We start from the raw sequence: 15,658 nt of genomic DNA, 5'->3' as shown, positions 1-15,658 counted from the left end.
TAGACAGATCAGCATTTGCCATTCGTAAACAGTCGGAAGAGCCGCCTGCGTATGAATATTGGGTGACAAAGATTCCTATCGAGCGTATCCCGGCTGTTGACTATTTGCGTAAGCAATATGCTGGAACTGGGTCAGGACCGGCCGACGCTTCGGTTCAGAGAGTTTGTCGAATTATTAAACGTACACGAAGTTGAATATTTAGTTGTAGGTGGTTACGCAGTTGCTTTTCACGGCCGACCTAGATTCACAGGGATATTGACTTCTGGATAGCGATTTCTGCCGATAATACGCAACGAGTTGTACAGGTATTGAAAGACTTTGGCTTTGCGACTGTGGGTATTCCGGCAACTGATTTACTGCATGTCGTCCAGCTTGGCTACGAACCTAATAGAATCGCCATTCTTACGTCAGTAACTGGTTTGACTTTTAGTGAATGTTTCGCCCGAAGTGTAAAAGCTGATTTAGATGGCTTGCTGGTAAATTTTATTCACCTCAACGACCTGAAAATCAACAAGGCAGCAACAGGTCGCGGCAAGGATATCGGTGATTTAGAAAACCTGCCTTAATACATAATGAATAATCAGGAAATTCAAAGTGTAAAACAACGATTCGGTATAATCGGGAATGCTCCGGCGCTGAACTACGCTATAAACGTAGGGATGCAGGTGTCGGCAACCGACCTTACCGTGCTCATTACGGGCGAAAGCGGTAGTGGTAAAGAATCGTTTTCAAAAATTATACATAGCCTCAGCGCCCGTAAACATGGTCAGTTTATTGCCATCAACTGCGGAGCCATCCCCGAGGGCACTATTGATTCTGAGCTTTTTGGACACGAAAAAGGCTCTTTTACGGGGGCTGTCGATGCTCGCAAAGGCTATTTTGAAACTACCAATGGCGGCACCATTTTTCTCGATGAAATCGGGGAGATGCCGCTTGGTACACAGGCCCGTCTGTTACGTGTGCTTGAGAACGGAGAATTTATTCGCGTAGGATCTTCCAAAACGCAGAAAACCGATGTACGCGTGGTAGCTGCAACCAACGTCAACCTGATGGATGCCGTTGAAAAAGGAAAATTCCGGGAAGATTTATATTACCGACTCAATACGGTTCCCATTTACGTACCTCCCCTACGCGAACGTGGCACCGATATTGAACTCTTATTCAGGAAGTTCACGACTGATTTTGCCGAGCGATACCGAATTAAACCGCTTCAACTTACCGATGATGCCAAGGAAACCCTGATGGCGTTTCCGTTTCCAGGTAACATTCGGCAGTTAAAAAATATTGCCGAGCAGATATCCATTCTTGAGTCTGACCAGAACAAGGCTATCGACGGGCCGACGCTAGCAAAATATTTGCCACAATCACAGCAGCCCAGTCGGACGATGGCTCTGTTTCCTTATGCAAATGGTAGTACCCACGCCGAAAGCTTCTCTGAACGGGAACTGCTCTATAAGGTGCTGTTCGATATGCGCCGGGATGTGAACGAACTAAAGAAACTTGTGCGCGACGTACTGGTGGGGAATGAACAGGATGGCCGACAGATTCTGCATACGCACAAAGACCTATTCGACTCCATTACACCTGATGGTGACAATCGTGCCTCTTCAGACGTAACGCGCTTTCTACCAGCCAATAACGGCTCGCTACGTACCGATACCCCACCATCTGAGACTTACGGTGGTCATCCGCCCGTGCAGATATTTGAAGATGTTGATGGCGACATTAACGACGTAACGGTTGAGGATGTCAGCCATGAAACCGAAGAAGATGATTCGCTCTCGCTGGAACGGCAGGAGAAAGAAATGATTCTCAAAGCCTTACGACGTAATAACAACAAACGAAAGTACGCAGCTCAGGCACTTGGCATCTCTGAACGGACCTTATACCGAAAAATTAAACAGTATGAGATTGACGAGGAATAAGTTAGGAGTGAGGTGTGATAAGCGAGGAGCGAAGAGCGTTACTACATATCGCTTTATTTTTTTATTCATCGTTCTTAGTTCATCACTCATCGTTCAATCGTGTGGTATTTATTCGTTTACGGGAACGACGCTTTCTCCGGACATCAAAACCGTGACCGTCAACAACTTCGTGCTAGCTACTGCGGGGGGCCCGGCCAACTTACCGCTCACGTTTAACGAGAAGTTGAAAGAATATTACCAGCGTTATACAAATTTAAAAGTTGTACCCGCCAACGGCGATATTTTATTAGAAGGCAATATTACAGGTTACGAGCTTCAGGCTGTAGCTCCCACTGCGCAGGATCAGGCAGGCGTTAACAGACTACAAATCACCGTTTTAGCCAGATTCTACAATAACAAAGACGAGACCAAGAATTTCGAGCAATCGTTCTCCTTTTACCAGGATTTTCCGCAGGGGCAAACACTCAGTCAGAATGAAAGTCGGTTGGTACCGAAAATTTTGGATCAAATTGTGCTAGACATTTTTAATAAAACAGCCGCCGACTGGTAACAAAAGATTTACGGGATCAACTGTAGCGATTTACTCCTGAAAAAAGTAGTTTAGCAAACCGTACTACGTACCACTAGGCCGTTTCACTCGTCAATGACCGTTTCCTGTGCAGACACTCGATAAAGAAACGTTTTCGTACTGGGTTACTCATCCTGAAGACCTCTCTGTGGCTGATCTGACTCAGCTACAGGAGAATTTGTCTACGTATCCATATTGCCAGTCGCTTTTTACCCTGACAGCTAAGGCAGCCTCTATTCACCAGCGTACCCAGGCCGTTACGTTGATTCGGCAGGCGGCTGCGCACGCGCTTAGCCGGAACGCGCTCCGCAAATTGGTCGATAATGAATTTCAGTGGTCGACCAATCTACTATCGAGGCTTAATGAGCTATCCGCCAAGCACGTACCGATTCCCGACGATTATCAGCAGGAAAGTTACGCGCTCTTCAAATCGAAGCATGGCCTGAGCGGTGGATTCCCGAAACTGCAGCTTCTACGTCTGCCCACTATGCCTACGCCAGAAGACGCAACCCTGAGCGAAACCAACCTACAGAACGAGCTTACTCAGATAGCTGAACCACCCGCCGAGCCACTTACGGAAGCGGATCTGGAGCGTCAGCGTCAATTTGAGCTGATTGAGAATTTCATCAAAAACGAACCGAGTATTTCCCGCATTCTGCCGAGTGAAACGATTGATCAGGAAGATTTAACCAAACGGAATAAAATAGCCGGAGTACCGCTGGTGACCGAAAGTTTCGCTAAAGTTTTAGAGAAACAAGGCAAATTTGATAAAGCCCGCGACATCTATAAGAAACTGATGTCGAGAAATCCAGAAAAAAAGGCGTACTTTGCGGAAAAAATGGCTGAAATGGAGAATCGCCGAAAAGCGTCTGAGAGCTAATTTTTGTGTTTCTCTAGTTCAGTAAAGGCATTAACTAAACATACGTAACACTTTACATGCTAACGGCAATCATTGTTATTATCTGCATTCTTACCGTACTACTGGTTTTAATTGTTCTGATTCAGAATTCGAAAGGTGGGGGTCTGACTGGTGAGTTTGGTGGACTGGGTTCGAATCAACTGATGGGCGTTAAGAAAACAACCGACCTGCTCGAACAAATCACATGGGGCCTTGGCATTGCCGTTATGGTACTGTCGCTGGCATCCTACGTTATGGTCGATCGCAGTCAGGCAGCCATCATCAACAGTGCGAACGTAGACCGGGCGCAGACCCAAACACTACCAGGCGCGGCTGCCCCGGCTCCGACCGCAGCTAATGGAGCGGCCCCAAGTCAGGCAGTTCCAGGCGCGCAATCGCCGGGTGCTTCGACATCAGCGTTGACACCTCAGAAATAATACCTGCGTACTAAAAAATTGTATGGAGCCATTTCCGAAAGGAAATGGCTATTTTTATGCTACAGCCTGAGCCAGCAACTGTTGCGCAATAGGTAGTAATGTTTCCTGCACAGGGTACGTTCGCTTACTCTCCAGTGTATACGTAGCGGGATTGGGCAGGTGCCGATACCGACGTATCAAATCGAGTTTAATGTTTTCAAACGTATTAACCAGGCTCTTACGTACCGCTTCTACGTAACGTAGCTTTACCAATCGTCCCCCTGGCTCCTGCTCAGAGTACAGGGTTATGGAGAAATAGTAAACCTGCGTTTCGGACCCATTTGTGGCATGGAGCAACAGATATCCTTCTTCCGGACGTAGCGGCAAGACGCCAACAGGCATTAGAACCAGCGAACGTGAAATATCATCCCAACGCTGATGACCTTCTGTCAGCATGGTCTGAAACCGCGGCAGTGCAAACTCCATAATCGCGTCCATTTCGGTCATAAACGTAGAATCGGGCACTTCCGATTTGTACTCGATTCTGGGGGGTGGTCCAGTAATTCGATTAATACGTTTGGGGAAAGCAGCATTTAACGTACCTTTGCCCCTCGTAAAACGAACACCGGCATTATAGTGGTCGCGTAATTCAGGCAAATCAGGGCAAAGTTTATGTTCTATAAAGTTCTGCTGAACGGCCTGCAAGTATGCCATCAAGACATACTTCTGGTATTCCGCGTCCAGCCAGTTTTGTGTAAACCAGTCAGGTTGTAGCTTTTTCATACGCTAAAAAGGCCATCTGGTGGGCAGATGACTTGGTTAATCTAAGCAATCGCAGGGAAACTACCAAATTCTATTTGCTTAAAAACGGGCTTTTCCCATAGGAAGTACAGCAAATAGTGTAAATGGCAGTATGTCAGGATGAATGCTGAAAATTTGACAGGCTAACCTGAGTTGGCACAGTAATTGGCGAGTGCAGAATGTCGTGTAAGTTCTTTACACAAACAGTAATAACCTTAATCAACTCATTACTATCATGGTAGCAGAAACGGAAAGCGTTAAAGTGAACGTGAAACCGCTGGCCGACCGGGTGCTGGTAGAAGCAGCTCCGGCAGAAGAAAAAACCTCGTTCGGGATTATCATCCCCGACACGGCAAAGGAAAAACCCCAGCGTGGTACGGTCGTTGCCGTTGGCGCAGGTAAGAAAGATGAGCCGCTGACGGTTCAGGTGGGCGATACGGTGTTGTATGGCAAATATGCTGGTACAGAAATCACCGTTGATGGCAAAGAGTACCTCATTATGCGTGAATCTGACATTTTCGCAATCCTTTAATTTTCAGTGATGAACGATGAGCGATGAACGATAAATAGATTCGTTCCAGACCACTCATCTCTTATCACTCATAACTTATCACTTAAAATAATGGCTAAGAAAATATTTTTTGATACCGAAGCTCGCGAGCGCATTAAGAAGGGTGTAGACACTCTCGCCGACGCAGTGAAAGTAACCCTCGGTCCTAAAGGCCGTAACGTCATTCTTGACAAAAAATTCGGCTCGCCGACCATCACCAAAGATGGTGTAACGGTTGCCAAAGAAATTGAACTGAAAGACGCCATGGAAAACATGGGCGCTCAGTTAGTAAAAGAAGTAGCGTCGAAAACGGCTGATTCAGCGGGTGATGGTACAACGACGGCTACCGTATTAGCCCAGGCAATCTATTCAATCGGTGCAAAGAACGTAGCGGCTGGTGCCAATCCAATGGACCTGAAGCGCGGTATCGACAAAGCTGTTATCGCCGTAGTAAAAAATCTTACCGAACAAGCTCAGACAATTGGTGACGACTTCGGTAAAATCGAGCAGGTAGCTACTATCTCGGCTAACCACGACGAAGAAATCGGCAAGATGATCGCCGAAGCCATGAAGAAAGTAGGTAAAGAAGGTGTGATCACGGTTGAAGAAGCTCGTGGTACCGAAACGGAAGTTAAAACCGTAGAAGGTATGCAGTTCGACCGGGGTTACCTGTCGCCTTACTTCGTGACGAACACCGAGAAAATGGAAGTTGAACTGGAGCGCCCGTTCATCCTTATTTCGGAGAAGAAAGTTTCGTCGATGAAAGAACTGCTTCCAGTACTGGAGCAAGTTGCTCAAACCGGCCGCCCACTGTTGATTATCGCTGAAGACGTTGACGGTGAAGCACTTGCTACGTTGGTAGTAAACAAAATCCGTGGTGCATTGAAAGTGGCTGCTGTAAAAGCTCCTGGTTTCGGTGATCGTCGGAAAGCTATGCTGGAAGACATTGCCATTCTGACAGGTGGTCAGGTGATCAGTGAAGAGCGTGGTTTCAAACTGGAAAACGCAACGATCGACTATCTTGGTCAGGCCGAAAAAATCCTGATCGACAAAGACAACACGACGATTGTGAATGGTGTTGGCGCGAAAGATGATATCACTGGCCGTGTTAATCAAATCAAAGCCCAAATCGAAAACACTACGTCGGATTACGACCGCGAGAAATTGCAGGAGCGTCTGGCGAAATTGTCAGGTGGTGTGGCTATCCTCTACATCGGTGCTGCTACCGAAGTAGAAATGAAAGAAAAGAAAGACCGTGTTGATGATGCGCTGCACGCAACTCGTGCTGCCGTTGAAGAAGGTATTGTAACGGGTGGCGGTATTGCGTTGATTCGTGCGATCTCTGCTCTTGACAGCATCAACGCTATCAACGAAGATGAGAAAACCGGCATCAACATCATCCGTCAGGCCCTGGAATCTCCGCTACGTACCATTGTCGCTAATGCTGGTGGCGAAGGTTCTGTAGTTGTCAATAAAGTGAAAGAAGGCGAAGGTGGTTTTGGCTACAACGCGAAGAACGATACATTCGAAGATCTGTTCGCAGCTGGTATCATCGATCCGAAAAAAGTAGCTCGTCTGGCGCTGGAAAACGCAGCCTCGATTGCTGGTCTGTTGCTAACCACCGAATGTGTGATTGCTGATGAGCCAGAAGAAGCTCCGGCTGGTGGCGGTGGCCATGGTCACCCAGGTGGCATGGGCGGCATGATGTAATCGTCTGAACCTGGATTTATCTGATTTATTGATTTTCTGGATTTTGTAAAAATACCCCTGGTCTTCCGACCAGGGGTATTTTTATTGGCAGTATCAAAGTAGTTAGAGTCAGTGCAATAAACCTAACTATACCAATTTGTTTACTTACATTTGGCGGTCTTTTTCAACGTAGCAAAGCTATACAAATGAAAATTTTCTCTACGGAAGGGATTTTTCGGGAAGGGGGGCTGATGCTGACTCGGGTTATTGTCGGCTTGCTTCTAACGTATCATGGATGGGAAGTATTTGACCCTGTCCAGATGAATCAATATGCCGCTTGGGATACGTTTAAAGAATCCTCATCTCCTTCATTTATGGTTTATCTTGGCAAGGGGTCTGAATTAGTTGCCGGCATCCTGCTGACGCTAGGGCTGTTGACAAGGGTAGCTGCTCTACTTACTATAGGAACGTTACTCTACATCACTTTTTTTGTGGGACACGGGAAATTCTGGTATGAAGATCAACATCCTTTCCTTTTCGTGCTGCTAGCTATGGTCTTCTTCTTTACCGGACCTGGCCGATGGAGTTTGGATGCATTGCTGGAGAAGAATACTCGTAAACGCTGATGATGCACACTACCAGGCATCGTTGAGTTGACAGGCAGTACGTTGTTCCCGTACCAAAGCCAATGAGTTGCTAAGAGAAGGGAACGTACCAACTCCAAGCCAATTCGAGGAGTAGTTAAAGGCTTGGAAAGCGCGACACTAAAGTGAACTATATATAAACAAAAAAGCCAAGCGAGACACTCTCTTGGCTTTCTGATTTACTCAACGTTATGAAAAACTTTTCTTTTCGACACAATAATAAAACAAAAATAATAAAAAAAATATTCCACAGTCAAAAAAAAATCTACTCATTCATTAAACTTCTAGAAATCACCCAATTACCTCATTTTTCATAAGTATAAATACCCGACATTGCGCACAAAACGCACAATTCCAACGGGACCATTCCCTCACAAAATTTCGAACGCCTAGGCTTACCTTTCTATTAGTAAACGATGAATTTGCTTCCATTGTTTACCATCCTGTAAGTGGATCAAGTATAATCCGGTGGGTAAATTAACCAATGGCAATCGATACGTTGTCGATTCATTTAGTTGGAGTGCCTCCGAACGAAGACGCTGGCCGGTCGGAGAAATCAAATCCAATTGAACATCCGTGGGCTTGGTAACCGGTATATTAATTAGTACGTAATTCTGGGCTGGATTGGGGTAAATTGTCACTACGTTATCAACTTCTTCTCCAAGTCGCCCACCGGCAGTACAGCCAACGGTTTCAACTTTCCAGTGTTGCGCATAAGCGCCACTCAGCGAATACTGAATAACTACACCGCCTTCATCTTGATTACCTATGTCGAGCATCTTATTGGAATGAACGGCTTTTAGGGACGAAAAACCATCGCCAACCGATTGCATCAACCATCGCTGATTTGTGGCCGTTGACACGCTGGTAGCCTGCGTCAACGTGGCCCAGTCATTAGTAGCTGCATTGGGCACAGTAAGCGCTTTGCCGCTATGAATAGCTACAAACTGATACGTATTGGCCACGCCCGTTGTCCGCATCTCCCATTTCTGCCAGGCCTGATTGGCAAATGTTCGTTGCTTAACCGAGGCTCCGTCTGTTGTTGACGCGCCCTCAACCTCCAGCGATTTTCCGCTGATTCGGTTTGTGATTTTATAGCAGGTTGAAGCCGATGTCGGTGGCGCGACTGTCGCACTGGTACAGCCTGTCGCTTCAATTTTCCAATACTGTACGTAGGCACCGCTAGGTGCATATTGAATAACTGAGGCACTTTCATCCTGATTGGCTACGTCCAGCAATTTATTGGAATGAACGGCCTTTAGGGTTGAAAATCCGTCTCCATCTGTCTGTATAATCCATTTCTGATTCGAGGCATTTGTGTTGGTCGTCTGGTTTATACTAGCCCAGTCGTTGGTAGCGGCATTCTGAACAGAAAGCACTTTACTACTGTGTTGAGCTACTAACTGATACGTATTTGAACCCAGCGATAAAAACTTCCACTTCTGCCAGTCCTGATTGGTGAACGTATTCTGTTTTACGGCAGCCCCTTCAGCCGTAGAAGCAGCCTCCACAGTCAGCGTTCTGCCACTAATTCGGTTCGTAATTTTATAACAAGACGCAGGATCATAAGCGCCTGGTGTCGTAGTATTACTAGTAGTCCCGGTAGTTAACGACACCTCTACCCCACCCGACCAAGCCGTTCCGGCCCTTGTAAATACCCGGAAATAATACGTTGTCTGCGGACTCAGGTTGGAGACTGTCACCATACTGGCGGTTCCCCGGTAAACAACTTTACCCCCTTCAATAACCGATCCGTTACCTGTAAAATCGGGATTGGCCGTATACGTTGTTCCAGATGGTCTATCCAGAAAACCACTTCCTGCACGAGCGGCAACAAGCACTTCATCAAAAGGAGCAATTGGTGATGACCAATTCAGATTCGCATTCGTATTGGCATTTAACGTAGCAGTCAGGTTACGTATCGCCAGATTTGCAGAAGCGCAGTCTGGATAAATCTTTACCGAATCAGTAGCCGTCAATCCGCCGTTATCCGTTACCTGAACTTTAATGAGGTAATAATACGTATCCCCATCGCAGCCTACCGGCGAAATCTTTACGCTGGGAGAAGCCTCCGTAATTACCGGTTCGGCATGCTGGTGATTATTATGTCGCAAAATAACTTGCCAGCTATAGGCCAGACTAGCCGTTGCTTCGTCGGTAACCGTAGCTTTCAACTGATACGTACTTTCCTTGTCCAACAGATATAAACTTCCGGCTACTGGAGCCGTGATTTTCACGGTTGGTGCTGTGTTGTTCAACGAAATAATCTGTTGCTGACTGGCCGTCTGTCCTTTCGTGTCCGTGACGGTTAAACGTACCGTAAAACTCCGGGTACCCGTACCGGTAAAGGTGTGCGACGGATTGGCGACAGTAGATGACGTATTATCGCCAAAATCCCAGGCATACGTAAGGGCGTCTCCATCGGGGTCGCTTGAGCCATCGCCTTTAAACTGAACCGTTAACGGACTGCTACCCACCGTTTTGTCGGCAGTTAAGACGGCTATTGGTGGCTGATTCGTCCCAAAACTGATCCGCCTGACTTCACCGTTATTGATATTGGTATAAAAAAGTGTTCCATCAAGCGGACTGATCTCTATATCAACAACGCCGTTGGTGCCTCCAGCTGGTACAAAATCGTTGACGGCTGTTACGGCTCCATTGCTGTTTAACGTAGCATATTTTATCCAGTTAGCTCCGTAATCAGCAAAATAATACTTGTTACGATAGGCCGTTGGGAAGTTCGTTGCCGTATAATAAGCCCCCCCGGTAGCGCAATTCCCTTTGAAAGGAGTACCAGTGGCGGGTGATCCACTAGAACCAATCACCGAAGCCGTTGTGGATGTTGATCCCAGTACTGGTACACGGGCAGTAGTTTGTGTGTGATGCCAATCCAGCAAGGGTACGCTGTGAACGTAGCGTCGCTGTAGGCCAACCAATGGCTGGCCACTGCAAGGATTTAGCACTGTAGTTGTACCGCTGGACGCTTGCTTTAATAAGTTATCAAAAGTCAGATAAGGCTTGTTACAGGTATTGGTAGGATTGGGTTCGTCCCGGTTTTCCAGTGTCTGAGCTGCCGACGAATACGAACTATTCACCAGAATACCTTCAAAAATTGGCCATCCAGCATTCTCCCCTCCTTGTTTTATTACGTGTGCATCTTCCCAGGTCGACCAACCTACATCACCTACAAATAAGTTTCCCGGATTTCCATTCGCTGGATTTGTGCTACCCGTGCCCGGCTGAAGTCCCATACGGTATGGATTACGGAAGCCAAGCGCCCATACACGTGAAGCTGGAGAACGCGGATCACTGGAATTATAAAACGGATTACTGGATACTCCATCGCCAGTGTTTGGGTCGAGACGTAACACTTTACCGCATAGCGACGTAATCATCTGTGCCCGAAACGCCCCTACGTTCTCGTTGGTACGTAAAATACCGTCAGTAATGGCCTGTTGCCAGTACGTATCACTCGAACTGCCTTTGTCAGTCGTATTATAACTGGCATTATCGCCGGTCGAAATCAGCAACGTACCGTCGGTTCCAAACAAGATTGTTCCACCCGCGTGCGATTCATGGGTAAGTGGAACGCCTGTAGATTTTGTTTCTCCAAGCAATATTTTACGGCTGCTCTCGTCAGCCGCAAGCACGTTATTTGTTTTAACCACTTTATAACGAGTAACCCGGCTAATAGTGGCGTTAAAGTACAGGTTAGCAGTAGCACTGTAGGATGCCGTTCCAAAATTGAGCAGGTGATGGCGGTCTACCACGTAGAAGAGGTAAATAAGTCCGTTCGTCGCAAAATTTGGGTCGAGACAGATGCTTAACAGCCCAAAATCGCGCCAGTTACCTACTTCCGGGCTGATGTCCAGAACGGCAGTAGTTTGTTTTACGTATTGAACGCCGTTCCAGTCTGATACCCAGACCCGTCCAGCTTTATCCCACACAAAAAGTTGCTTGCCATCAGCAGAGAAAACGGTTCCCATTGGCGTGGTGTAGCCATTTTGCACCAGGCTATTATTAAAGCCCGTAGGAACTGACTGTCCAACAGTCTGAAGCGAAACAAATGTAAGTAGCAGGGCCGTTAGTAAAACAAATGACCAGCGAAAACGGCGTAGAAGGGATTCGACGTACAAGTTTTTCATGTATGGGTAGTTAAAGGCAATAAAAATCTATCTCCCTTTTGAGGAGTCATTGACATTACAGAAAGAGCGTGTTGGATTAAGCGATTACCATTCCGTCCCGAATCACCAATTTACGGTCGGCCAGGTCGGCCAGGTGCTCGTTATGCGTAACAATGACCAGCGTCTGACCAAATTCATCGCGTAGCCGAAAAAATAGCTGATGTAATTCTTCGGCGTTTCGGGAGTCAAGATTACCGCTGGGTTCATCGGCGAAAACAATCGCCGGCTGGTTAATCAGCGCCCGGGCAACGGCAACCCGCTGCTGCTCTCCTCCCGACAGTTGAGACGGCAAGTGATCGGTGCGGTCACGTAAATTAAGTATGTTTAATAATTCATGTGCTCGTTCACGTACCTGACTCTCAGCCGTTCCGGCGATGAAACCCGGCAGACACACGTTTTCGAGGGCTGTAAACTCGGGGAGCAGATTGTTAAACTGAAACACAAATCCGATACGTTCATTTCGGAATTTAGCCAGTTGCCGGTCGTTCAGCGTAAATACGTTTTGCCCATCAATACGTAATTCACCCGAATCAGGCCGGTCGAGCGTACCCAGAATTTGGAGTAAGGTTGTTTTACCAGCCCCCGATGCGCCCACAATTGACACAACTTCGCCAGGTTCGATACGTATATTAATTCCTTTCAGGACTGGCAGATTGCCGTAGTTCCGGCGAATATCCGTTGTTTGAAGAAGCGACATTTTATAGTGATGAGTGATGAATGATAAGCAATGAGTTGAAAGAGTTGTTTAAAAACTCATCACTTATCATTCATCACTCATCACTTAGTGTTAACTTGCCGCGCAAAAATACGATTTCCCAATCTCCTTGTTGCAGTTACCATGAATATACACGAGTATCAGGGTAAAGAAATTCTCAAAAAATACGGCGTTCGCATTCAGGAAGGCATTGTAGCCGAGTCGCCGGAGAAAGCCGTCGAAGCAGCCAAGCAAATTATGGCCCAGAGTGGGTCAAAGTTTGTCGTCGTCAAATCGCAAATCCATGCTGGCGGACGTGGTAAGGGTAAAATCGTTGGTAGTGAACAACGTGGCGTTGCCCTTGCCAAATCGGTTGAAGATGTGCGCGACATCGCTAAAAACCTGATTGGCAACATACTGGTTACGCATCAGACTGGCCCTGAAGGTAAGAAAGTAAATAAAGTGCTGGTGGCGCAGGACGTATTTTACCCCGGTGCTTCAGAGCCAAAAGAGATGTATCTCAGCATCCTGCTTGACCGGGGCAAGGCCTGTAATGTTATCATGGCCAGCACTGAAGGCGGCATGGACATCGAAGAGGTAGCCGAAAAAACCCCCGAAAAAATCGTTAAGGAATGGATCGACCCAGCTGTTGGTCTACAACCTTTTCAGGCACGAAAAGTAGCTTTTGGGCTTGGGCTGGAAGGCGAGGCTTTTAAAGACATGGTCAAATTTGTTACGTCGCTCTACAAAGCCTATGTTGATACCGACGCATCGATGTTCGAAATTAACCCCGTTCTGAAAACATCGGACAACAAAATTCTGGCCGTCGACGCCAAAGTAAATCTGGACGACAATGCTCTATATCGTCACCCGGATCTGGCTAACCTCCGCGACATTACTGAAGAAGCGCCCCTCGAAGTAGAAGCATCAGCCAGTGATTTGAACTACGTCAAGCTGGATGGTAACGTAGGATGCATGGTGAACGGAGCCGGGTTAGCGATGGCTACTATGGACATCATTAAACTGTCGGGTGGTGAACCAGCCAACTTCCTTGATGTGGGCGGTGGCGCCAATGCCAAAACGGTTGAGGCTGGCTTCCGAATCATTCTGAAAGACCCAAACGTGAAGGTCATTCTGATTAATATTTTCGGGGGTATTGTGCGTTGTGACCTTGTGGCCCAGGGGGTTGTCGAAGCCTACAAAGCCATCGGCGATATTCCGGTGCCCATTATTGTTCGTCTTCAGGGAACCAACGCGGCTGAAGGTGCCAAAATTATCGATGATTCGGGCCTAAAAGTACAATCGGCTGTTGAGTTGAAAGAAGCCGCCGAAAAAGTACGCAAGGTAGTTGAATCTTTATAAAACACTGACTTTCTAACTAATCCATCCATACGTAATGAAAAAGCCGGAGCTTGAGCTCCGGCTTTTTCGTGATTTATCGTTTATAATACTTCATGGCTTCGGGCATTAGCGCCTGTAGATCCCGAATCCGACGTTCATCAGATGGGTGTGTCGACAAAAACTCAGGTGGTTTCTGACCACTTCCCGCTTTTGCCATCCGCCCCCAGAACGTAACGGCTTCCTGTGGATTATAACCCGCCATAGCCATAAAGATAACACCCAGATGATCGGCCTCCGTCTCCTGTTTTCGGCTATGCGGCAAGGCCCGGCCTAGCTGATAACCAATCGGAAGAGCCGCCCCCACAGCCTGGAGCAAAATTGAATTTACCTGTCTGTTGCTCCCCTGAGCCGCAACGCCCGCAGCGATCTGCCCTCCCTGAATCAATCCGTTAGCCAGTAAACCTTCGCTCATTCGCTCATTACCATGCTCGGCAATAGCATGCGAAATTTCGTGCCCCATTACGGCAGCCGCACCCGCTTCGTTCTGTGTATAGGGTAGGATACCCGTGTAAAAAGCAACCTTCCCACCGGGCATACACCAGGCATTGACTTGCGGACTTTGAATCAGGTTGAACTCCCACTGAAACCCTTGCAGTCGACTTGAAAGATTGTTGGCGTTCAGATACTGCTCCATAGCCTGACGCAACCGGTTACCAACTCGCTGAATCATTTGAGCATCGTTAGTGCCGCGTACCACCGTGCTGGTGTCTAAAACACCTTTATAGTTCGTAAAACTGAGCGGTAATAGCTGGTCGTTTGGTACCAGCTTCAACTGGCTTCGGCCCGTGATAGGCACTTTCTGGCAACCGATAGCAAAGCCAATAACCAGCATTGCAATAAGTGCATTTTTCATTATCGAATAGGTTTATGTCTAATTGAATGGTTCTGACGTATAATGACCGTAAACGTACCGGATTTGTTCAAATTTTTACGCATCCGTGCGGTCAGGGCGTCTTTAGTCCTTAGATTTGCAGCTTATCTTCAGGTTTAAATTCTGTCTTTATATATACGGACAGAATGTCCGCGTTACGTCTATGAAAATTATTTGTGTTGGTCGAAACTACGTTGAGCACATCAAGGAGCTGAATAATGAGACACCCGACGACCCAGTTATTTTCCTTAAACCCGAAACGGCGATTCCGCTGAAAAATGAGCCGTTTTTCTATCCGGAATTTTCGAAAGATGTTCATTTTGAAGTCGAAATTCTGGTTAAAATCAATCGGGTTGGTAAGAATATCGACGAAAAATTTGCGCATAAATATTACGACGAAATCGGCATCGGCATTGATTTCACAGCCCGCGATGTGCAGAGTAAGCTGAAAGCCAAGGGCTTACCATGGGAACTGGCTAAAGGATTCAATGGCTCTGCTCCTATCTCACAATTTGTACCCAAAACCGATTTTCCGGATTTACAAAATCTGAACTTCCAGCTCGACCTGAATGGCGAAACGCGTCAGCGCGGAAATACGAGCCTGATGTTGTACAAAATCGACTACCTGATTTCGTTTGTATCCCGGTATTTCCTGCTGCAGCAGGGCGACATTCTCTTTACCGGAACTCCTCATGGCGTTGGACCCGTACAAATTGGCGACCGACTCACAGCCTCCATCGAAGGACGGGAAATGCTGGAGGTTAACGTAAAATAATCATTGCCTCTCAGGTAGTTGACGCTACGTTGTTACCTGAAAAATCCGTTTGCTTTTGACACGTTTCACCATTTTCTCCTTTCTTGCGATTTTAGTTGCCAGTGGTCTGACATTTGGTCAGAAAGGAGTCGTGCTTCCGGCACAGCCAGCGCAACCGTCGGCCCCGACGGCTTCGGCATTGGCAGGTATTATTCAACCCGGTTATTTTCTGTTTCCCATTCAGCCCGGCGCACTCAATTCCC

14 protein-coding genes are annotated in these 15,658 nt (G+C 47.1%); 10 read left to right on the top strand and 4 right to left on the bottom strand.

Translation table 11 applies throughout. From position 1 onward, the window contains the following. Positions 1-308 precede the first annotated feature (308 nt). The 5 genes from IC229_RS35325 to secG all read left to right on the top strand — a co-directional run bounded on the left by IC229_RS35325 (position 309) and on the right by secG (position 3,828). Complete coding sequence (locus IC229_RS35325) at positions 309-566, top strand: hypothetical protein (protein WP_223834049.1); 258 nt, start codon at positions 309-311, stop codon at positions 564-566. Between the two features lie 6 nt (positions 567-572). After that, complete coding sequence (locus IC229_RS17175) at positions 573-1,925, top strand: sigma-54 interaction domain-containing protein (RefSeq protein ID WP_190888228.1); 1,353 nt, start codon at positions 573-575, stop codon at positions 1,923-1,925. A 151-nt stretch (positions 1,926-2,076) separates the two neighbouring features. Continuing rightward, on the top strand, positions 2,077-2,475 hold the full coding sequence (lptE, locus tag IC229_RS17170) for an LPS assembly lipoprotein LptE (RefSeq protein WP_317171590.1): 399 nt from the start codon (positions 2,077-2,079) through the stop codon (positions 2,473-2,475). Between the two features lie 106 nt (positions 2,476-2,581). Next, positions 2,582-3,373: a hypothetical protein gene (locus IC229_RS17165; RefSeq protein ID WP_190888227.1), complete on the top strand. Its 792-nt coding sequence runs from the start codon at positions 2,582-2,584 to the stop codon at positions 3,371-3,373. Between the two features lie 56 nt (positions 3,374-3,429). After that, positions 3,430-3,828 carry a preprotein translocase subunit SecG gene (secG, locus tag IC229_RS17160; protein ID WP_190888226.1) on the top strand — a complete coding sequence of 133 codons (399 nt, stop codon included), beginning with the start codon at positions 3,430-3,432 and terminating at the stop codon, positions 3,826-3,828. A 54-nt stretch (positions 3,829-3,882) separates the two neighbouring features. Here secG and IC229_RS17155 read toward each other — a convergent pair whose 3' ends face one another. Next, entirely contained in the window at positions 3,883-4,590 is a 708-nt protein-coding gene (locus IC229_RS17155; RefSeq protein WP_190888225.1) for a hypothetical protein, read from the bottom strand. A gap of 253 nt (positions 4,591-4,843) precedes the next feature. Here IC229_RS17155 and IC229_RS17150 point away from each other — a divergent pair, with 253 nt between their 5' ends. The 3 genes from IC229_RS17150 (at position 4,844) to IC229_RS17140 (ending at position 7,473) form a co-directional block, all read left to right on the top strand. Next, positions 4,844-5,140, top strand: coding sequence for a co-chaperone GroES (locus tag IC229_RS17150; protein ID WP_012925587.1), 297 nt, complete (start codon positions 4,844-4,846; stop codon positions 5,138-5,140). A 90-nt stretch (positions 5,141-5,230) separates the two neighbouring features. Beyond that, positions 5,231-6,868, top strand: coding sequence for a chaperonin GroEL (gene groL / locus IC229_RS17145; RefSeq protein WP_190888224.1), 1,638 nt, complete (start codon positions 5,231-5,233; stop codon positions 6,866-6,868). Between the two features lie 185 nt (positions 6,869-7,053). Beyond that, positions 7,054-7,473: a DoxX family protein gene (locus IC229_RS17140; protein ID WP_190888223.1), complete on the top strand. Its 420-nt coding sequence runs from the start codon at positions 7,054-7,056 to the stop codon at positions 7,471-7,473. Positions 7,474-7,886: 413 nt separating this feature from the next. Here IC229_RS17140 and IC229_RS17135 read toward each other — a convergent pair whose 3' ends face one another. Next, entirely contained in the window at positions 7,887-11,636 is a 3,750-nt protein-coding gene (locus IC229_RS17135) for an RICIN domain-containing protein (RefSeq protein WP_190888222.1), read from the bottom strand. A 76-nt stretch (positions 11,637-11,712) separates the two neighbouring features. Next, entirely contained in the window at positions 11,713-12,372 is a 660-nt protein-coding gene (locus IC229_RS17130) for an ABC transporter ATP-binding protein (RefSeq protein ID WP_190888221.1), read from the bottom strand. A 141-nt stretch (positions 12,373-12,513) separates the two neighbouring features. Between IC229_RS17130 and sucC the strand changes: the two genes are divergently transcribed. Next, positions 12,514-13,731 (top strand): ADP-forming succinate--CoA ligase subunit beta, encoded by a 1,218-nt coding sequence (sucC, locus tag IC229_RS17125; protein WP_190888220.1) that lies wholly within the window; start codon positions 12,514-12,516, stop codon positions 13,729-13,731. Between the two features lie 73 nt (positions 13,732-13,804). On the opposite strand, the gene IC229_RS17120 is transcribed toward sucC, so the two are convergent. Then, positions 13,805-14,623, bottom strand: coding sequence for a M48 family metallopeptidase (locus IC229_RS17120; RefSeq protein ID WP_190888219.1), 819 nt, complete (start codon positions 14,621-14,623; stop codon positions 13,805-13,807). A gap of 181 nt (positions 14,624-14,804) precedes the next feature. On the opposite strand from IC229_RS17120, the gene IC229_RS17115 reads away from it, so the two are divergent. Beyond that, a complete protein-coding gene (locus IC229_RS17115; protein ID WP_190888218.1) occupies positions 14,805-15,416 on the top strand; it encodes a fumarylacetoacetate hydrolase family protein in 612 nt (203 codons plus the stop codon). The last annotated feature ends 242 nt before the right edge of the window (positions 15,417-15,658 follow it).

Origin of the sequence: Spirosoma profusum, from assembly GCF_014699005.1 — a bacterium.
GTDB classification, from domain to species: Bacteria; Bacteroidota; Bacteroidia; order Cytophagales; family Spirosomataceae; genus Spirosoma; species Spirosoma profusum.
This window is presented reverse-complemented; position numbering and strand designations above follow the sequence as displayed.